Annotated in this window: 19 protein-coding genes and 3 pseudogenes; 17 read left to right on the top strand and 5 right to left on the bottom strand. The window is 47.0% G+C overall.

Going from position 1 to position 19,741, the window contains the following annotated elements; translation table 11 throughout:
• Complete coding sequence (locus tag L693_RS0120475; RefSeq protein ID WP_025719530.1) at positions 1 to 588, top strand: glycoside hydrolase family 32 protein; 588 nt, start codon at positions 1 to 3, stop codon at positions 586 to 588.
• Positions 589 to 795: 207 nt separating this feature from the next.
• Here L693_RS0120475 and sigK read toward each other — a convergent pair whose 3' ends face one another.
• Positions 796 to 1,497, bottom strand: a complete 702-nt coding sequence (gene sigK, locus L693_RS0120470) for an RNA polymerase sporulation sigma factor SigK (protein ID WP_025719529.1) — start codon at positions 1,495 to 1,497, stop codon at positions 796 to 798.
• A 253-nt stretch (positions 1,498 to 1,750) separates the two neighbouring features.
• On the opposite strand from sigK, the gene L693_RS0120465 reads away from it, so the two are divergent.
• Complete coding sequence (locus L693_RS0120465; protein WP_025719527.1) at positions 1,751 to 2,221, top strand: DUF523 domain-containing protein; 471 nt, start codon at positions 1,751 to 1,753, stop codon at positions 2,219 to 2,221.
• A gap of 92 nt (positions 2,222 to 2,313) precedes the next feature.
• On the opposite strand, the gene L693_RS0120460 is transcribed toward L693_RS0120465, so the two are convergent.
• Complete coding sequence (locus L693_RS0120460) at positions 2,314 to 3,063, bottom strand: YdcF family protein (protein WP_025719525.1); 750 nt, start codon at positions 3,061 to 3,063, stop codon at positions 2,314 to 2,316.
• A 173-nt stretch (positions 3,064 to 3,236) separates the two neighbouring features.
• On the opposite strand from L693_RS0120460, the gene L693_RS0120455 reads away from it, so the two are divergent.
• The 6 genes from L693_RS0120455 to L693_RS0120430 all read left to right on the top strand — a co-directional run bounded on the left by L693_RS0120455 (position 3,237) and on the right by L693_RS0120430 (position 8,550).
• Positions 3,237 to 4,124, top strand: a complete 888-nt coding sequence (locus L693_RS0120455; protein WP_025719523.1) for a DMT family transporter — start codon at positions 3,237 to 3,239, stop codon at positions 4,122 to 4,124.
• Between the two features lie 302 nt (positions 4,125 to 4,426).
• Entirely contained in the window at positions 4,427 to 4,918 is a 492-nt protein-coding gene (locus tag L693_RS0120450; RefSeq protein ID WP_025719521.1) for a sigma-70 family RNA polymerase sigma factor, read from the top strand.
• Positions 4,911 to 5,969 carry a hypothetical protein gene (locus L693_RS0120445; protein ID WP_025719519.1) on the top strand — a complete coding sequence of 353 codons (1,059 nt, stop codon included), beginning with the start codon at positions 4,911 to 4,913 and terminating at the stop codon, positions 5,967 to 5,969. The genes L693_RS0120450 and L693_RS0120445 overlap by 8 nt, the downstream gene beginning before the upstream one ends.
• Positions 5,956 to 6,477 carry a hypothetical protein gene (locus L693_RS0120440; RefSeq protein ID WP_025719518.1) on the top strand — a complete coding sequence of 174 codons (522 nt, stop codon included), beginning with the start codon at positions 5,956 to 5,958 and terminating at the stop codon, positions 6,475 to 6,477. Before L693_RS0120445 ends, L693_RS0120440 begins: the two co-directional genes overlap by 14 nt.
• A gap of 131 nt (positions 6,478 to 6,608) precedes the next feature.
• Positions 6,609 to 7,385: an NAD-dependent epimerase/dehydratase family protein gene (locus L693_RS0120435; RefSeq protein WP_025719516.1), complete on the top strand. Its 777-nt coding sequence runs from the start codon at positions 6,609 to 6,611 to the stop codon at positions 7,383 to 7,385.
• Positions 7,386 to 7,587: 202 nt separating this feature from the next.
• Complete coding sequence (locus L693_RS0120430; protein ID WP_049825233.1) at positions 7,588 to 8,550, top strand: ABC transporter permease; 963 nt, start codon at positions 7,588 to 7,590, stop codon at positions 8,548 to 8,550.
• A 170-nt stretch (positions 8,551 to 8,720) separates the two neighbouring features.
• On the opposite strand, the gene L693_RS31630 is transcribed toward L693_RS0120430, so the two are convergent.
• Positions 8,721 to 9,125 carry a hypothetical protein gene (locus L693_RS31630; RefSeq protein WP_025719514.1) on the bottom strand — a complete coding sequence of 135 codons (405 nt, stop codon included), beginning with the start codon at positions 9,123 to 9,125 and terminating at the stop codon, positions 8,721 to 8,723.
• 226 nt (positions 9,126 to 9,351) lie between these two features.
• Positions 9,352 to 10,065, bottom strand: a pseudogene (locus L693_RS0120420) (expansin EXLX1 family cellulose-binding protein).
• A gap of 334 nt (positions 10,066 to 10,399) precedes the next feature.
• On the opposite strand from L693_RS0120420, the gene L693_RS0120415 reads away from it, so the two are divergent.
• Positions 10,400 to 11,116 (top strand): metal-dependent hydrolase, encoded by a 717-nt coding sequence (locus L693_RS0120415; RefSeq protein WP_025719513.1) that lies wholly within the window; start codon positions 10,400 to 10,402, stop codon positions 11,114 to 11,116.
• A gap of 95 nt (positions 11,117 to 11,211) precedes the next feature.
• Here the strand turns inward: L693_RS0120415 and L693_RS0120410 are convergent, their stop codons facing one another.
• Positions 11,212 to 12,291, bottom strand: a complete 1,080-nt coding sequence (locus L693_RS0120410) for a M42 family metallopeptidase (RefSeq protein ID WP_025719511.1) — start codon at positions 12,289 to 12,291, stop codon at positions 11,212 to 11,214.
• Positions 12,292 to 12,475: 184 nt separating this feature from the next.
• Between L693_RS0120410 and spoVAC the strand changes: the two genes are divergently transcribed.
• From spoVAC to L693_RS28375, 8 genes and pseudogenes are all read left to right on the top strand, one after another.
• Positions 12,476 to 12,979 (top strand): stage V sporulation protein AC, encoded by a 504-nt coding sequence (gene spoVAC / locus L693_RS0120405; RefSeq protein WP_025719510.1) that lies wholly within the window; start codon positions 12,476 to 12,478, stop codon positions 12,977 to 12,979.
• Between the two features lie 69 nt (positions 12,980 to 13,048).
• Positions 13,049 to 13,731, top strand: a pseudogene (locus tag L693_RS0120400) (stage V sporulation protein AD); the annotation flags it as partial.
• Positions 13,728 to 14,084, top strand: coding sequence for a stage V sporulation protein AE (spoVAE, locus tag L693_RS0120395; RefSeq protein ID WP_025682025.1), 357 nt, complete (start codon positions 13,728 to 13,730; stop codon positions 14,082 to 14,084). The pseudogene L693_RS0120400 and the gene spoVAE, both read left to right, overlap by 4 nt.
• Positions 14,085 to 14,312: 228 nt before the next feature.
• Complete coding sequence (locus L693_RS0120390; RefSeq protein ID WP_025719508.1) at positions 14,313 to 15,272, top strand: AAA family ATPase; 960 nt, start codon at positions 14,313 to 14,315, stop codon at positions 15,270 to 15,272.
• A 3-nt stretch (positions 15,273 to 15,275) separates the two neighbouring features.
• The gene (locus L693_RS0120385; RefSeq protein ID WP_025719506.1) at positions 15,276 to 16,523 is read left to right on the top strand and encodes a DUF58 domain-containing protein; all 1,248 of its coding nucleotides are present in this window, start codon (positions 15,276 to 15,278) and stop codon (positions 16,521 to 16,523) included.
• Positions 16,520 to 18,766 carry a DUF4129 domain-containing transglutaminase family protein gene (locus L693_RS0120380; protein ID WP_025719504.1) on the top strand — a complete coding sequence of 749 codons (2,247 nt, stop codon included), beginning with the start codon at positions 16,520 to 16,522 and terminating at the stop codon, positions 18,764 to 18,766. The genes L693_RS0120385 and L693_RS0120380 overlap by 4 nt, the downstream gene beginning before the upstream one ends.
• Before the next feature lie 143 nt (positions 18,767 to 18,909).
• Positions 18,910 to 19,440: a YqeG family HAD IIIA-type phosphatase gene (locus L693_RS0120375; protein ID WP_025719503.1), complete on the top strand. Its 531-nt coding sequence runs from the start codon at positions 18,910 to 18,912 to the stop codon at positions 19,438 to 19,440.
• Positions 19,433 to 19,741 (top strand): annotated as a pseudogene (locus L693_RS28375) (ribosome biogenesis GTPase YqeH); the annotation flags it as partial. The gene L693_RS0120375 and the pseudogene L693_RS28375, both read left to right, overlap by 8 nt.

The following is a 19,741-nucleotide window of genomic DNA, read 5'->3' as shown; positions in this document are numbered from 1 at the left end:
TTGGCTCCTGATGGTGAGTTCGACCGGGACGGATGTTTCTCGGGCAGTGCGGTTGAGCAAGGCGGGAAGCTTGTCCTGATGTATACTGGGCATGTTGTAACCGGACCCGACAAAGATCAGGATTACAAGCAGTCACAAGGAATCGCAGTATCGGAAGACGGCGTAACGTTCGAAAAGTGGGAGGGCAACCCGCTCATCGGTTATGACGCTATACCGGACACGGCCAGCCGCAAGGACTTTCGTGACCCTAAGGTGATCAGGCACGAAGATCAATATTACGCCGTTATTGGTTCTAATGATGCCAATGGGAACGGGCTTGTACTGCTTTACCGTTCTGAAGACCTGAGAAGCTGGACGTATGTCAATGTACTGGCTATGAGTGACGGACGCTTCGGCGACAATTGGGAGTGTCCGGATTTGTTTCCGCTTGGCAACCGACACGTATTTATGCTGTCCCCGCAGCGGATGGCTGCGCAAGGGGAAGCTTACCGCAATCTGTATCCTGGACTGGAATCAACGGGTATTCGTGCGTTTGCGAGTGGAAAGTGTACGATTGCCTCGTTTCAGAAATGGGATATCTCCATTTAGAACTGCATGATAAAAACAGGAATCTGACCGTTGATGGTCAGGCTCCTGTATTTCATTATCTACTGTCTCTCAAAGAAGAGAATGGTTGCTCACTTCATTCTCTTCTTTATCTGTTCCTATGGAATCAGGGTAGGATTGGTTTTTGCGTGTTTCTTCAGGAACGCTACCAGCATCGTGTCCTTCCCAGTATGAAAGCTTCCTGATTTATTACCCCTTCTGCTTGTAAAATTCATGATACAATTTCATTAGTGCACGCTTCTCAATCCGTGATACATACGAACGAGAAATCCCGAGTTCTCGGGCAATTTCGCGTTGTGTACGTTCATCTCCTCCGGCTTCCAGTCCGAATCGACCAATTACCACTTCTTTTTCACGCTCATCTAAAATATCCAGATTGCGATAGATTTTACTCTTTTCGATTTTAAGCTGTACCTTATCTACAATATCGTCTGTATCGGTACCGAGGATATCAATTAAGGTAATTTCATTCCCTTCTTTGTCCGTTCCTATAGGATCATGCAGAGATACGTCTTTGCGTGTTTTTTTGAGAGATCTTAAATGCATTAGAATTTCATTTTCTATACAACGGGCTGCAAACGTTGCCAGCTTTGTGCCTTTCCCGGTCTGAAAGCTTTCGATAGCCTTAATCAGTCCGATCGTGCCGATGGATATGAGATCCTCCAGATCTTCGCCTGTATTATCAAATTTTTTCACAATATGAGCCACCAGCCGCAGGTTATGCTCAATGAGTGTGTTGCGGGAATGTGCATTGCCTTCGGCAAACAGCTTTAGGTGTCGTGCTTCCTCTTTCTCGGTCAATGGCTGCGGAAAGGCGTTGTTTTTCACGTAAGAGACGAGTAACGTCAATTCCTTGATGAACAGAGCTATAGCGCTAAATAGTCCGGGCACGGATGACACCTCCTGAGGTAGTTGCGAACTTACCAGCCTTTGTTACTTACCGGGCTTGCGGTCTGTTTATTGTATGTGGGCAGGTGCCCATCCGTGCCTGTACTCTTAAAACTGCTTCATAACAATTTACGGATTTATCCTATTTGAGTACATTCCCGAAGTTTAATTTTCGTACAATGACGCAAGGAGAAAATTTGTTTATACTTAAACTACTTAAGCTGCGAACAGAGCAGTGGGCTCAAGGAGGAAATCAATGATTTTAGTCAGCTCGTGTTTGGCAGGCATGAAGGTACGATACAACGGTACGGATAGCCTGGATATACATATTCAGAAGCTGGTAGATGAACAGAAGGCTATGACGATTTGCCCTGAGCTGTTGGGGGGCTTTATGACTCCGAGAGAGCCTGCCGAAATTGTTGGAGGGACGGGAGAGGATGTGCTGAACGGTACAGCCAAGGTGATCGAGTTCTCGGGTAACGACGTTAGTGATATGTACATTAGAGGTGCATACGAGGCTTTAAGCATAGCTAGAGAGGTTAACGCAACTCTTATCGTTTTAAAAGAAAACAGTCCGTCCTGCGGATCAGCAGCCATCTATAACGGGGCATTCGAAAACCGTAAAATTGCGGGTAATGGAGTAACCTCGGCTTTGCTAAAAAAAGAAGGCTTTAAGGTGATCTCGGAAGAACAAATATCGGAAATTTTCTTACCAAAGGAAATGTAATGGAAAATCAAGCGTCTTGACAGCTTGCAGGATTATACACCCTGCGGGCCAAGACGCTTGTTCGTGTGTGCTGTTACACCATAGGCACCCCATTATTTAAGCTTTAATGCCAAAATTCCTAGATATTCCTTGAGGGCTGTTGCGGTTGTAGACATGGCTCCGGCAGACGGCGAGAGCTTGGCGGCATACAGTGATAAATTTTCACTTGCCAGATAGTCGGTCGGATAAGGTGTGACCAGCATGCCTGCACGCTGAAATTCCAGCGCAGCACGTGGCATGTGGAAAGCAGAGGTCACCAGAATGGGTTTTGTGAGCTGATGCTGTTTCAAAATTTGAGCTGTAAATACGGCATTTTGCTGTGTGTTCAGGGAACGGTTTTCGATCAGGATATCCTTTGCCGGAATACCAAGTCCGAGAAGCTGCCTTTGGGCAATATCCGCTTCATTACCACTGTCGCCAAACACTTGTCCACCCGAAAAAAGAATCGGCAAGCCTGTTGCTTCGTGCAATCTGGCTGCAGTGAGTAGTCGGTTGGCTGCAGAGCCTAGCAGATTGCCTTGTCCATTGATGTCCGGGGTCCCCGCTGTGGCTCCGCCTCCCAGCACGACAATGACATCGCCTTGAATGGTGCGAGGCTGTGGATACTGCTTTTCCAGACTGCTGATTAGCGAATCTCCAACCCAATTGGTGGAGGAAGCATATAGCAGCAATGTGACCACAAGCAGCACGATAGCAGGTTTACGTGTACGTTTCCATAACCAGACTACAAGTCCAGCCATAGCGAGAATAAACAAACCGGGAGGGAGCACGAAGCTGTACAAAAATTTGATGATATAAATCAAGTGCAGACAACCTCCTATCCTTATAAGCTCTATCTTTCTTTTTGGTATATTGTAACATAGACAACTGCATGGATTCCTCAACCCGAAAAACGCACATATTTTGTTTGATAAAGTTGTTTTATAGGGGTAAAATATAAAATCTAATGATTTTTTCATAGAGGAGCGAGAGCATCATGGGAGAGTTGACGACAGCCAAGCGAATGATGATGATCGCGCTGCTGGTTGTATTATGGGGCATTTCCTGGCCCATCTATAAAGTGGCATTGCAATTCACGCCTCCACTTCTGTTTGCAGGGCTACGTACACTGCTGGGAGGTTTGCTGCTGGGGGCGATTTTAGCGCCTCGCTGGAATCGCATCCGTTGGAAAGAAAATTGGCGGGTGTATGCCATTTCCGGTATTTTTAATGTGGTACTTTTCTATGGTCTGCAAACGGTGGGGCTGATGTACGTACCATCCGGGCTGTTTTCTGTGCTGGTATACCTCCAGCCCGTACTGGTCGGCATTTTTGCCTGGATGTGGCTGGGTGAAGCGATGTCTGGACTCAAGGTAACTGGATTGGTTATCGGATTTTTGGGCGTTGCAGCAGTCAGTGTAGGAGGCTTTTCAGGACATGTGGCTGTGGCGGGTGTGATCATCGCGATTATTACAGCCGTCAGCTGGGCTTTGGGAACGATATATGTGAAAAAAGTAAACCAGCGTGTGGATTCGCTGTGGCTGGTTGCCTTTCAATGTACACTGGGAGGCATCGTGTTGACGGGAGTCGGAACGGTGACGGAAAGCTGGTCAGATATTGTATGGAATGTACCGTATTTGTCAGGGCTAATATTCGGTACGGTGCTGGGAATTTCGCTTTCCTGGCTGCTGTATTTCGCACTTGTTAATTCGGGAGATGCGAGTAAGGTGGCGTCTTATACGTTCTTGGTGCCTGTGATCTCGGTATTCGTCAGCTCGTTGGTGCTGGGGGAAGCGATTACGGCTTTCCTGCTCATCGGTCTGGTCTTAATCGGGCTTAGCATTTATTTGGTTAATCGTAGAGCGAAAGTAGTGCGACAGGCTTGAATATAATTACGATAGAGAAGTAACAAGTGAGGACTCTGCAAAGGTGGCAGGGTCCTTTTTTATATGCAGCAGGAAGCACAGTAAAGTGAACGTTTGACTTGCTGACTCCTATGGGGTCTAAGCGATGCATTTTAGGGGGTGCATTTTTTATAGTATAGGAAGGACAATCCAAAAAGATAGAGCTCCATAAAACGATTTGCCCAGGAGTACCGTCTTTCCTGTAGCTAAAGATCAATCTGGTGTAACCGGATGGATTCAAGGGAGAAAACATGTAGCACATTGGAAATGGAGGCAGTACAGGAGTGGAGGAAAATCTATTTTTTCAGAAAATATCAGCGCAAAAAAGAAGAATGTTCGGTATCGCATTTAGCTACTTGCGGAATCAAGCGGACGCGGTCGAAGCGGTACAGGAGACCACCTGCAGAGCATGGATGAAGCGCAAGCATGTAAAAGATGCGAACAGTTTCGATTTCTGGGTGACCCGTATTCTCATCAATGTCTGTATTGATGAACAGAGGCGCCGTAAAAGGCTTGTTTTGACGGAAGGTCACATTGATATCCATACGAATGAGATGGTTAGTGACAGCATGCTTGATGTGCAAAATGCGCTCGCCAAACTGAAGCCCAAATACAGGCATGTTCTGATTCTGAAGTATATGCACGATATGACGATACCGGACATTGCACTTGTTCTCGGAAAGCTGGAGGGAACGATAAAAAGTTGGGTGTATCAGGGATTAAAGCAATTGAGACGCAAAATGGGAATTGCAGAAGGAGGGCTTAACCATGCGTGAGGAAGAAAGTTTATTAATGACGGCCAGTCATGAAATGAAGATTGCGGAAAAAAGAATAGATGATAGTGTTCTGGACTTTGCGATTTCGCGGGGGATTGCGGAGGGACAACGAAAAAAGAAGGGATTAAGGAAAAAAGGAGGATTGCTGGGAACAGCCATACTGGGAGCGGCAGCCGTGTTAGGCTCCATTTTTGCCGTTCATCATGGTATGGTACCCCTCGCAGGACAGTCGGCAGCTCATTCGGGCAATCACACCATTCAACTGGATTCAAAGGAATTCAGCGGCTTTCAATTACTGGCCGAGCGGGAGCCAGCCATTCGTAGCGCTTTCGAACTCAATGCGGTACAATCGCTGGAGATCGCTCAAGTACAAGGAAGCTGTAAACTCACGATAAACGGTTTTTATGCCGGAAGTGATCGGATTACCTTGCTTTTCAGCTTTGAAAATAAAGGCACAACGCCCGTCGATTTGGATCATTTTTCCTTGGTGGATCGTTCAAAGCCAGCCTTAGCCCGTTTTGCTAAAATCGACGTGTCATCCATCAATGGAACACGCTCGGCAATGACGAAAGGATCACTCCGTCAGTTTGGGCCCGGCATCAGCTATGGGATCATGGAATTTTATGTAGCAAAGAAAGCGGATACGCTGAAATTGCAGTTGAACGCAACGTCGACCCCTACACGGACGAGCAAGGATTTACCGACAAATATCAATTTCCCTAAAAATCCGGTTCATTTTGCGTTTAAGGACCCAGCCCTTCTTGATGGTAAAACCCAAAATAAAAGCCGTTTTAGCCTCAATTTTGAGCTTGCACCTCAATCGCTGGTGTCTAACGATCGCGTATTCAGCATCAATAATACAATGGAAATTGCCGGTCAAAAGGTTGACGTGGAAAAGGCAGTTGTGTCCCCGGCCGGGATAAGCCTCGTTTATCGTTATGATGAAAGGAATACGTTTGATATTCATGAGCTGCTGAATTCAAACCTGGTGTTAACATCCAAGTCAGGGGAAAAAATACCTATTTTCCTCGACTCTGATGCCGACGTTTAGCGGTTCCGATGGTCGGATTACGACACTGTTCAAAGATTATGATGGTGCGGAAGATCTGCATATACAATCGATCCGCTTCAAAACCTCAGGAATCCGCGGGATTGAAAAAGCGAAGTCAACATTAGTTGTCGACATGAATAAAAAACAAATTCTTGCCGGTCCGGATGATTCCGTCTCGTTAGTGACACTCCCGGCAGAAAAAAAATCAGGGCTTGCTGCGGGAGCTCAAGCTCAGGTACTTGCACTGAAGCTTACCCATAACGGCCAAAAACACCGTACGTTTTCTCTCGATCCCATTTTTACGGATGGCAATCATGCCGAACACAAGCTTACTGAAGGATATGACTGGTCAAACGAAGTATATGTATATAAATCACAGGAAAAATACGATACCAGCTTCTTCTACTACACTGTGGATAAGCATTATCCACAGCCGCTTACCTTCCGCATCCGTGATTATGATCGTAAAATTTCTGATCCGCAGGAACTCATAGCTCCGGTTGAGTAACCAGCCGGACCGTTAACCTCTTTAACAAGACAGCCAGTTGCCTTGTTAAAGAGGTTTCCTACCTAAGGAGTTGGTTAAGATTAAGATATGGATGACAGCATACAGCCAATCAAGGAAGGGAGCAGCAGACCATGAAACGCAAATTGTTGATAACGGGGGCGACGGGTACAATTGGGAAAGTAATATATGAAGGGCTGAAACGCGAAGGGAAATATGTAATCACCGCCGCTGACTTGAAAAGGGATGATGAGGCAGGAATTGTCGAAATGGACATACATGATGCAGCACGACTGGATGATCTGACACGTGGAGTGGATACGGTACTGCATTTTGCATGGATCAAGGATGAAGGGGATTTTCTCGGCAAAGTGCTGTCTGGCAATGTAAGCGGAGCCTATAAGCTGTATGAAGCGGCGGTACAGAATGGGGTGAGGCGTATTATTTTCGCCAGCTCCAATCATGCGACAGGCTTTTATAAAGTGGGTGAGACCGTCAATGTGGAAGATCCCTGCCGACCGGACAGCTTTTATGGATTGAGTAAGTGCTACATTGAGCTGTTGGGCCGACTGTATGCTGATCAGGGTAAAATATCCTCATTTAACATTCGTATCGGCAATTTTCCCGGGGATGATCAGCCTCATTCGGAGCGTGCCGCGCATATTTGGATTTCCGAACGCGATATGCTTCATCTGACCATCTGCAGTATCGAGGCTCGCTCGGACATGGGCTATCTTAATTTGTACGGCACATCCGCCAACACCGATAATTATTATGATATCAGCTACCTGGAAGAGCTAATCGGATATAAGCCGCAGGATAATGCCGCCGAACTGCTGGAGCAGGCACAGAAGAACGGATTTCGGGTAAAACAGGATGAAACCACCTTCCAGGGTGGGCAAAAGGAATAGAATGAGGCGTCTAACTGGCGCCTTATATTACACAATACTTCACAAATATCCGAATTGTTCACTCCTTGGGACACTCCTTTGTTCATGAAGCATGGAGGGTTTCACTTTTCATTTTGAATGCGCTTACATAAAATAAGGTCATACGGCGGCGATGCTGCAAACTATGCTGTCGGTAACGTATACAGAGGGGGAGTGACTCACATTGAATCAACCTTTACCTAAGAGTTCCGCTATGCTTACCACAGATTCCCGTCTGAACGAGAGGAGGCTGGCAAGCGGTAAGAAAAAAGGATTTTTCCATGAATTGATTCGTAATCGGATATTATTTCTGATGCTGCTGCCGACCTTGGTGTTTTTCTTCATTAACTCTTACATTCCAATAGTGGGCATCTATTATGCATTTACCCAGTTTGACTTCAATACCAGCTTGTTCGATGCCAAGTTCGTCGGACTTCAGAATTTTCAATTTCTATGGCAATCCGGTACGCTGACGAAGTTGACATTGAATACGGTTGGATACAACGCAGCATTTATTTTATTTGGCAATGTGTTAGCGATTGTTCTCGCTATTTTGCTAAATGAGCTGCGAGGGCGTTACTTTAAAAAAATCGCTCAATCCGTGATGTTCCTGCCTTACTTTGTTTCTTTCGTTATTCTGAGCGTGATCGTGTATAACATATTTAATTATGATAACGGTTTTCTGAATACGCTGCTGCTGCAATTCGGTGGTGAACGCATGGATGTATACAACAAACCGTGGGTATGGATTTTTCTGATTATCCTGTTCTACCTGTGGAAAAATCTCGGTTACAGCATGGTAATCTACCTGGCAGCGATTACGGGGATCAGTGACGAATATTATGAGGCGGCGAAAATGAATGGAGCCAACATTTTTCAGCGAATCTGGTACATTACCGTCCCTATGCTCAAATCGACGTTTGTCGTGCTGCTGCTGTTTGCGCTCAGCAGTATTATGAAAGGACAATTCGATCTATTTTATCAATTAATCGGCAACAATGGGGTGCTGTACAATACGACGGATATTCTGGACACTTATGTGTACCGTTCGTTGAAAGTAACCTTTGATGTGGGGATGGCTTCGGCCGCAGACACGTTCACAATCACGGCCGAATTCATGGCTTCATTGGAGCTGATTGCGTCATAGCATAAATACGTATAAGCTGCGATATCTATGCTTGCTTGCTCTGCTCCAGCTATGGAGTCCGAGGAAGATAGCAGCGGATACGTGCGCGAGATAGGTGTGAATGGTTTATAGCCCTGGTAATGATCCAGTACGCGAATGATATCTGTGTCTGCCAGTTCATTTTTGCTGAATCACCCATTTTGGCCTCGTGTGGATACAATGTAAAAAGTTCCGCTTTTGGGATTATACACATAGATGGATTCAATATACGGCATCGAATTGAGATAATTATTTAATTCACTCATGGCAGCGGTTACATCATATACATTGGGCTTGGGATAATACAACAACTTGGACAGGGTACTGCTGCGATACATTTGAAACGCCAACGATTGAGCGATAGATGTCATGTTAATGACCTCTTTGCTTCTCAATGACAAGCTGCCGTGATTGGCCTCGAATGCCTGCTCCTTTTCCACTCGAATATAGTAGAAATAATACACAGTGGTAGATATCAGCAACGTAAGCGTGATACATAACGTGATGCTGATCAGCAATTTGCTGTGAAGCTTGTGATGCTTTTTGAAATTGCTCATGTGGACAGGCCTCCTGTCTGTGTGCACATAGCTGTTGAGTACACCCTTTTTATGTATTCATTATACGTGTGTTGCTGTGAACAGGACAGTGAACAAACCGATTTTTTGTGAACAATAGCGACTTTTTCGCGAAAAGGCCAGGAACACCGTACGCAGATTTGCTTGCGTCGGTTCCCGGCCGGGTTTGTCAGTTCAAATGATAGAAGGAAAGATAACGGTTGTATAATCAGTCAGGGAATTGCATGTTACCTTTAACGATATAGGCTCCGTCTGAGCCATTTTCTGCTAGAGCTGGAATGGTATCGTTCAGTACGACACCACGAATGTCCGTAATCCGGATTTTGAGAGGTTGGTTGCCTAAATTAGTGCCTAAAAAGTGGTTATAGTCCTATTTTTCAAGATTGAGCCATTGTCCGTTCTGTTGGACTTCCATTTTCAAGACCGGGTATTTATGATTGCGTACTTGAATGGCTGCCCACCATCTGCTGCTGCCTTCTTTAATGCGATAGGAGACATTGCCAGTAACCGGAGCCTTGACAACCTTCCACGAAATATTGATTTTTCCATCAATTTGATTGCCGATTTGGTTGAAAGCATTCGGGGACAAATCAAGCGCACCGCTTGGACCTTCAGGGTAAAGATCTGTTACATATACGGTCGTTTTTCCTTTGGGGCCTTGAACTTCCAAATAGGCACCAGCTAATGCAGCCTTGATTCCGTTATAATCTAGCTGTGTGCGGTTAAGAGCTGTAATTTTGGCATCCGAAGGGATGGGATCCAATAATAAAGCCCCTCCCGAGTAACCTGATCCTGTATAGGTGGCATATTCCGTATATGTATCATTCCAAGCAGCTGAAGCGGGAAGAGCGAACAAAACAAGACTGAGCAGTGATGTCAGACCGACAGTTTTAAACTTGCGGAATGCAGATTTTTTTTGCATAATCATTTCCTCCTTGTTCATTTAATGGATTTATATAGTAAATATAAACACTATATTACATAATATTTAAAATTGTACAATAGGCCTTTAAGGAAAAAAGAAGAATATATAAGTTCTTTGTCAACATTGGTACAGGCCAAATGTTGTGTTTTTGGGAGGGAGTGCCTGCACTAGAGAGCGCATGTTTGGAATAGGACTTTTGGAGGATGTCTTATAAATAGAATAAGCGAACTATTGTTCTCTTTTTGTTTGTCATATACAATCGAATCATGCTGATTCTAATAGAGTCATGTTGAGCTCTGTTGTATGCTGCAACGAAAGGATGTTATGCACCATGATGGGAAGAGCCCATTTGATTATTGGAACCGGGGTCTCCCTGTCGGTATTAGCTTTGAGTGGACACGAAGTGACACCAGCTGCGGTGGCTGCTGCTGTGGTCGGTTCACTGTTGCCGGATATTGATGAACCTAACTCGATGCTCGTGAGTCGTGCGTTGCCTACGAAAATGCTTAGACTCGTACAGCTTCTGATGATTGGGGCTGCCGGCTGGGTATTTTTCACCCATATGGCCCCACCGCCGTGGAATCTTGTTCTCGCTTTGCTGATGATTAGCGCTTCCTTTATGCCTTCACGAACTATGCGCAAGGCCATTATCTTTTTAATTGGGATTGGCTTAGCCTGGTATGGAGAAGCATATGCGCCATGGAATTACATTGCCGGGTGTCTACTGATCATCTGTACGCTTGTCCCGCACCGGGGATTGACACACACGGTCTACGGGACAGTGGCATGGGCTGCGTTGCTGTATGGCACGACCCGTCTGCATGGCGATAGCATTTGGCTGTCGGGAGGTATGGCGTACTTGCTGCATTTGCTGGCTGATTCCTTGACGAACAACGGTATTAAACCTTTGCCACCCTTCAAATGGAAGCTGCGGTTTAAGCTGATGAGTACCGGAACCCGCAAGGGGGCAAAGGTAGAGAACGTCTGCATCGCTTTAACAGCTGTACTTGTCGTTATTGCTTTGCTTCGTTATAAGCATTTAATTTGAGACTTCTATGCTGGTCTATCAAATCAAAAAAACAGTCAATGCACGTATACGTGTTTTGACTGTTTTTTAATAGGATGAAACTCTATATTACATCTTCAGCCTTGTTCAATAATCGTATTCAGCGTGGTACGATCCAGATTTTGCACCAGCTTGATGATCAACTCTTTGGCTGCATCGTAATCATCAGTGTGAATAATAGATGAGGAAGTATGGATGTATCGTCCGCAAATGCCAATGACGGTAGAGGGTACGCCAATTCCGCTCAAGTGTACCTGCCCTGCATCTGTTCCCCCTGTAGAAATAAAATATTGATATTTTATTTTGTGTGTTTCCGCCATGTCCTGTACATATTCTACAATCCCGCGATGTGTAATCATACCTGGATCAAATACCCGCAGCAGTGCGCCTTTGCCCAGCTGCCCGTATGTATTCGGATCACCGGCCATATCGTTGGCAGCACTGCAATCCAGTGCAAAGAAAATGTCCGGCTGAACAAGATTGGCCGCTGTGCGTGCACCACGGAGTCCCACTTCCTCCTGGACAGTAGCTCCTGCATACAACGTATTAGGAAGTTTGTTCTTTTCCTTATGCAATGCCTCCAGCAGTTCAATCGCCAAGCCTACACCATAGCGGTTATCCCATGCTTTTGCCATGATTTTTTTAGGATTCGCGAGTGGCGTAAATTCACAAATCGGTGCAATGGCCGTTCCAGGTACGATCCCCAGATTTTGCGCTTCCTGACGGCTGTCAACGCCGATATCCAGATACATATGCTTGATCTCCATGGGCTTGCTGCGTTGAGATTCATCCAGCAAATGAGGCGAGACAGAGCCGACTACACCGATAACTGGCCCATGAGGGGTCAGCACCTGAAGACGTTGTGACATGATGGCCTGACTCCACCAGCCTCCAACCGGCTGAAAACGAATCATTCCATTTTCCGTAATGCTGTTCACGATAAATCCAACCTCATCCAGATGGCCAGCCACCATTACACGTGGTCCGCTTTCCTCTCCACGTAGTACGCCAAAAAGACTGCCCAAGCGATCTTGCACAATTTCATCCGTATAACCGGATATACGATCTTTAACCCACGCCCGCAGTTCACGCTCGTGCCCGGGAATGGAAGGGAACTCCGTTAAGGTTTTAAACAATTCCAAAGTTTTTGATTCCATGATGTATTTCTCACTCCTTTATTAATTAACCAGTGGTCGTCATGTGTTCAGTATGAAGGCATTTTTACGGAATGTCCACGATATCATTTTCCTGACATAACATTTCTCCAAAAGCTCCTAATGAAAAAGACCCAAGCAATCCGAACCGCCAAGCGCGGAACTTACGAATAAGGGGTGGTGAATAATGCCAGCTAAATCCGGGCAGCGCGGTTTTCGTACCAACACGTCTCCGCTGTCCATAAATGAGAAGGACTATCAGAGTGTTTCCCAAAAGCATGAACCCTCCAGAAAAGTATTCGCCAATTGTGTGCGTGCGTTTCTGGTTGGGGGCGTCATCTATGTGATTGGGCAGGCGATTCAAGAGGCTTTTATGGCAGGGATGCACCTTTCTGCCAAAGATGCTTCTGCGCCGACCTCATCCATGATGATTTTGCTATCAGTCATATTAACCTGCATCGGGGTCTACGATAAGATTGCCCAATGGGCGGGAGCGGGAACCGCTGTACCCATTACAGGTTTTGCTAATTCGATGTGTTCGGCGGCATTGGAATATCGTTCCGAGGGGCTGGTGCTCGGAGTGGGTGCAAATATGTTTAAGCTTGCAGGCTCGGTTATCGTATTCGGGGTTGTGGCCGCATTTGTCGTGGGTGTTATATATGCCGTCCTTGGTTTGGGGGGGCATCATTAATGAAAAGGCAGGCAGGACAAACCTGGAAGTTTGAGTCGAGACCGCGCATTATTGGGAGTGCAACCGTTAATGGAAAGCTTGGCTTTGGCCGCGCTTATTGTGGATTCAGAGGCGGGCGACTACGTGTTGGCGGGTACAACCAGTCATAATTGTACGGCAGAGAAGCAGTTCCGCTATCCTAACGAATATGGATCACAGAAGCCGCCATCGGCTCAGTATACCGTTACTGGCTCAGGCGCCGTAGTGCTGGGACATGCCAAGACAGGCACGGTGGTCGATTGCGCTACTATTGGACGCGTTATGGATATGGGCATCAAAGACCCTTTTAACATGGGCGGAGCTATGGCTCCAGCGGCGGCGGATACTCTGCTGTCTCACTTTCGGGATACAGGCCGGGATCCTGGTTATTATGACCTCATTGTAACGGGGGATCTGGCTTCGGTGGGGCTGCCGATTGCTAAGGAGCTGTTAAAAAAGATGGGTTCGATATGAATCAGACGGAATTTAATGATTGTGGTTTGATGGTTTACGATATTAATAAGCAAAAGAAAGTTATTGCAGGGGGCAGTGGTTGCGGATGCTCGGCTGTGGTAACCTACGGGCATCTGCTAAAGCGGATTGAAAAGGGAGAACTGCAGAAGGTGCTGGTTGTAGCAACCGGGGCTTTGCTGTCTCCTTTGTCCACACAGCAGGGAGAAAGTATTCCCTGCATTGCACATGCTGTAGCTTTCGAAGCGGGAGGACAAGTATGATCTATCTATGGGCTTTTTTAGTTGGCGGTGCTATTTGTGTCGTGGGCCAATTGATGATGGATGCATTTAAAATGACGCCTGCACATACGATGAGTACGTTGGTGGTAGCAGGTGCCATTGCGGATGCGGTCGGAATATACGATCCGCTTATCAAATTTGCCGGAGCAGGGGCAACAATTCCAATTACCAGCTTTGGCAACTCACTCGTACACGGCGCGTTAACTGAATTGGAAAAAGACGGATGGCTTGGTGTCATTACTGGGATCTTTAGTCTGACAAGTGCAGGGATTTCCTCGGCGATTATTTTCTCATTCTTAGCATGCTTGTTTGTTCGTCCAAAAGGAAGCATATAAAATTAGCGTACTTAGGGATAAGTAATACTTTGGGATAAGTAAAGTAATCATGTGTGTTACTTAGCCCTTCGGTCTGATGACCGGAGGGCTTTTGATGTGCTGTGCACACGGGATGATGCTAAGAAGGATACATTTTGAAGGATATGGGAAAGGCGATAAGTGTACTCTGTGCCCGCCTTCATGTACAATAATAGGAAACATGTTGCTATCTAGGAGGTTTACTCAGTTATGCCCGTACGTCAAGAATCTGCGCAGATTGTATCTGCAATCCGTTCGAATCTGGAATCATGCATATTAGGAAAATCCTTTGAAATAAAATTACTGCTTACAGCTATGCTGGCGGGTGGGCACATTCTGATCGAAGACGTTCCGGGTACGGGAAAAACGCAATTGATCAAGGCTCTTGCCAAATCCATGCGCGGTGATTACCGCCGTGTCCAATGTAATCCTGATATCCTCCCAAGTGATATTACGGGGGTTTCCATATTTCATCCACGGGATGAACGCTTTTATTTTCGTCCCGGTCCTGTGATGACCAACATTTTGCTGGCGGACGAAATTAACCGGGCCACGACGAAGACTCAATCGGCTTTGCTGGAAGTGATGGAAGAGCGCAGTGTGACGGTGGATGGGGAAACGCATATGTTGCCTCATCCTTTTATGCTGTGTGCGACACAAAATCCGATTGATTTTGAAGGCACATATATGCTGCCGGAAGCGCAGCTAGATCGTTTTATGCTCAAAATCAGCCTGGGCTATCCTGACAAGGAGACGGAGCGAAGCATGCTGCTTCATCATCAGGTGGGTCAGCCGGCAGACCGTCTGAAGGCTGTAGCCCATATGGAGCAAATCGCTGCGATCCAACAGGAAATCCGAGAAATCTATATGGACGAGGCAGTAACGTCCTATTTACTTGATATTGTGCGTGCCACGAGAGAACATCCATCGGTGCTGCTGGGAGCCAGCCCGCGGGCGGCGCTTGCTTTTGTAATGGCCGCCAAGGCATATGCTTTTTTGGACAACCGTGATTATGTGCTGCCTGATGATGTGAAGGCGCTGGCACCGTATGTGCTGACGCATCGTTTGTTGCTGCGTCCAGAGGCGCGTCTCGACAGTTCTAACGCCAAGTCCGTGCTTCAGTCTGTTCTTCGGCAGGTTCATGTACCCGTACGAATGGAGCGTTCTTAAGGAATGAATATGGTCAAAAGAAAGCACAGGCTTTCCCGCCTGTCAGGCCGCATCTGGCTTCTGATAGGCATATGGGTGGTTTGCCTGCTGTATTTGTTGTTTCAGGGTGGCAAGACGTCGGTTATGCTGTTATCCATGGTAACGCTGCTGGGCGTTTATTTATGGATCGTTGGTCTGAGCGGGGTTCGCCGTGTCCAGGGCTCCCGGCAGCTCTCACAAGGCTCGGAGTTTGGCGAGCTGCTGCATGCAGGAGATCAGGTGCATGTAATGCTGAGTCTGCGTATCCCCGGCTTTCTTCCGTTGCCGTATATCATTGTCCGAGAGGTCCTCAAGCGACATACGGGTGAATCCTGGTCGTTTGAAGATAGCGTCATTCCCAGTCTGAAGGGGGGCGGACAGCTTACATTTCAGACGCCTGCTTTAGAGCGGGGAAGCTATCATTTTGAGGAAACTGAATGTGTCAGTGAGGACATCTTCGGCCTGCTAGAGCACAAAGGCAGGTTGAACGCGCGCGGTGAGTTTCGAGTCCTGCCCCGAACGGTATTCATTCCGTATTGGCAGGTGAATGACCGTCGTTCAAGGATGTCCGGGCCGCAAACGGTTCAAACTCGGACACGGCGTGAAACGACGCAAATTAACGGTGTGCGGGACTATGTATATGGGGATCGTTTTTCACGTATTCACTGGAATGCGACTGCTCGTACAGGCAGCTGGAAATCCAAGGAATTTGAACACGAAACGGTTCCCAAAACCATGCTTGTACTGGATCTGCAGACGAAGCATTATATAAACGCCGAACAGTTTGAACTGGCTGTGTCCTCTACCGCTTCATTGCTGGAATATGGCGGACGGGAGCGAATGGGGGTCGGTCTGTGCACGGCCGGAGAGAAGGGAACGGTTTTTCAGCCCAGTGAGCAGATGATGGAACGACAACGGATGATGCATCACTTGGTAGACATACACGTGACTTCACAAGGCAGCTTGATGGCTGCTGTGGAGAGCAGTGTGCGCCAGTTTCCGCAAGGCTGCTATTTTGTGCTGGTCAGCCCGTTGAAGGATCAGCGAGCGTTGGAGCTTCTTCGCTGGGCGGATACCCGGGGGATGACTCCTTGCCACGTCCGTATCGGAGAAGGCTCCACTGAGAAAAAAGCTGAAGAATGGATAAGCATGCTTCGTACAAGGGGAATACAGGGCTATCATATTCCGAGCCTTGAAGAGCTCCCGGCTGTGATGGGAGGAGGGACACTGTGAAGAGCTGGTTACAATCATTGAAGGGTTCCGGGGCGCTGGCCTTTACCTTTTTGTGGATTATAATTATTGCTATGCAATGGGTGTCCTTTGCTTCCGAATTGTGGATGGAGGAGACAAGAACACTTGTATTAATGACCATTACGATGCTGGCTCTGGTGAAAATTTTACTGCCATTCCGACCATGGATTGAATTTATCATTAAGGCGGCGACGCTCTTTTTTATCTTATATCGGACACTCGTGGCCTACTCAATCATGATCCCTTTCGGGGGGGTAGCCAACCGTTTGGATCAATTCATATCTAATATGTCCCCTTATATTTGGTTTTCTCTTATCGCTTGGCTGATCATTGAAATGGTGCCGCTCATTGTTACGACAAAGCAGCGGATTATCGTATTTGTAGGTATCAATATTGCTGCACTGACGGTGCTCGATTCATTCACCCCAACGGTCCTCTGGGAGGAAGTGGCCTGGATCGCCTTTGCCGGTATGGGCTGGCTGGTAACGCAGCATTTGCAGTATTTTCGTCAGCATTATCCACAAGGCTGGAGGCATATTCGCCGCTATCCATATAAAATCGCAGCCAATATCGCGGTCATTTTCGCACTGATTATCATGGTTAGCGTGAATATGCCTGAGGTACAGCCCACCTTGACGGATCCCTATACGGCGTGGACTCAGCACAATAGTGCTAGTACCGTTGGGATCAACAATGGAGCTGGGGCGATGAATCAGCGGATGAGCACTGCTTCGGGTTATAGTCGCCAGGATAATCGGTTGGGTGGAGGTTTTAATTTTGATTATTCTCCCGTTATGACGATTACGACCAATCAGCGAAGCTATTGGCGGGGAGAATCGAAACGGATGTATTCGGGTACAGGCTGGAGTGACGCGGGCAACGATGATCAAACACTGAATGATGTGTCAATGGCTGCAGAGCTGGAAAACACACAGGAAACGCGGCATTCGACCGAGCAGGTCGTTCAGACGATCACGATGCAAAATGATCAGAGCTATCCGGTGCTGTTTGGCGCCTATTCGATACATCGTGTTCAATCTGTTGACAGAGATTCACAGTCAAACGGGTTACACTGGAACCCGGAACAGGCAGAACTGCTTTGGAGCCCAGGCTCCCGAAGAACTGCTTATCCCAAAACGTATACCCTTGTATCCCATGTGCCTGTAATTCCCGAGAAAGAGCTGCGCAAAAAAACCTATAGTGATCTATATGGGGCAAACAAACAGGAAGCTTACTTACAAATTCCAGATGAATTGCCGCAGCGAGTGCGCGATTTGGCTAAAAACATAACAGCAACAGCCAAAACACCGTATGAAAAGGTCGGACTGCTACAGCGGTATTTACAGCAAAATTATGCATATACCAATAATCCGAACCTTTCACGAAAAAGAAGCAAGGATTTTGTAGATGCCTTTCTGTTTGAAATCCGGGAGGGCTATTGCGATTATTATTCCACTTCGTTAGTCGTGATGGCTCGCTCGGTTGGGGTTCCAGCCCGTTGGGTCAAAGGGTATGCGCCTGGTCAGCAGACGTTTTCGGATGAAGCAGCAACGAGCGATGGTGACGAAAATATGTCCTCTTACTCTGTAACCAACGCGGACGCTCATTCCTGGGCAGAAATATATATGGGGGAGTATGGCTGGGTTCCTGTAGAAGCTACGCCGGGCTTTGATATGCCGTTGCTTACGGAACAGGAGGATACAAAAACGCCTGATACTCCCGAGGTGAAAGATCAGCCTGAACCAGACCAGTCTGAACAAGCACCTCAGAATCATTCAGAAGAGGGATTAAAGATTCATCCGGTCATCATAGCTATAGCTGCTGCAATCCTTGTGCTGTGGGCTGCATATATTATCTGGCGTACTCGCGCAGATATCCACTTTTACCTGCTGCGCTTGCGCAGAGGAAAGCCGCTGACTCCAGATGAAAAGGTGATTGTCGAAACAGAGCACTGGTTACGATACATGCGAAGAAAGGGGTTTGCGCGTGCCAGTCACGAGACGCTGCGAGAATCGGTTGGCAGATGGTCGATCGAAGCACCGGAGCGTGCAGCTCTTTTACAGCAGTTGCTCGGACGGTTTGAGCAAGCGCGTTATAGTCCCTTTTCAGTGACTGCAGAAGATTGGCGTCAGGTTCGAGAGCAAGCTTCCCTGTTGCATAAAGAAGGAAGGACGAGACGAGGAGCTGGACGAAAAGCTGCGCCAGATCAAAAGGATAAAGACTAGTTATTTTCTCCAGGCTCGAATGCTGCCTATTTATAAACTTTATTTTAAGCTTGGTAAAAAAGCTGTCCGTTTGTTGCGGATAGCTTTTTACTAAGCCATAGTAATATGGTATAGTTTGTCGTATGAAACTGAGGTGACCGACGTTGTTTGAAATGCTGATGCCCAAATTACGGGTGAATACCGTCTTTGATATTGATCTTGAGGGCTTGTATGCTCAAGGATATCGCGGCATTATTACGGATCTGGATAACACGCTGGTCGGCGCAAAAGCGCCGAATGCGACTCCCGAGCTGGTGGCCTGGTTCGAAAAGGTCAAACAGGCGGGTTTTAAGCTTGTCATCGTGTCCAATAACAATATGAACCGTGTATCCATGTTTGCTACACCTTTGGACATTGAATTTATACACGCTGCACGGAAACCCTCCAACTCGTCTTTTCGCAGAGCCATTCGTATGATGGAGCTTACTCCGGAAGAGACTATTATGGTCGGAGACCAAATGTTGACGGACGTATTAGGTGGCAACCGACTGGGATTGCATACGGTGTTGGTGTTGCCGATATCCATCCATGATGAAGGAGTCATGACCCGCTTTAATCGGCGGTTGGAGCGAATCGCGCTCGCAAGGTTACGTAAGAAAGGCTTATGGCTTGAGGAGGAAAAGAAGAATGACTGAAAGACCTGATGGCGGAACTGCTGTCAAATGTAGCGGCTGCGGTATTACCATGCAGACCACTAGCCCGGAGCATCCGGGATATATTCCGGAAAAATTGCTTACAAGGGAGCCTGTCATCTGTCAGCGCTGCTTCCGGATCAAAAACTATAATGAAACGTCTTCGGTGGCAGTAGATCAGGACGAGTTCTTAAAGCTGCTAAGCCAGATAGGGGACAAGGACGCGCTCGTCATCCACATTGTAGATATCTTTGATTTTGAAGGCAGCTTGATTTCTGGTCTGCAACGTTTTGTAGGCTCCAAC

The organism is Paenibacillus sp. 1-18 (genome assembly GCF_000520755.1).
Taxonomy (GTDB): Bacteria; Bacillota; Bacilli; order Paenibacillales; family Paenibacillaceae; genus Paenibacillus; species Paenibacillus brasilensis.
The sequence above is the reverse complement of the archived record's forward strand: the minus strand, read 5'-3'. Positions and strand labels throughout refer to the sequence as shown.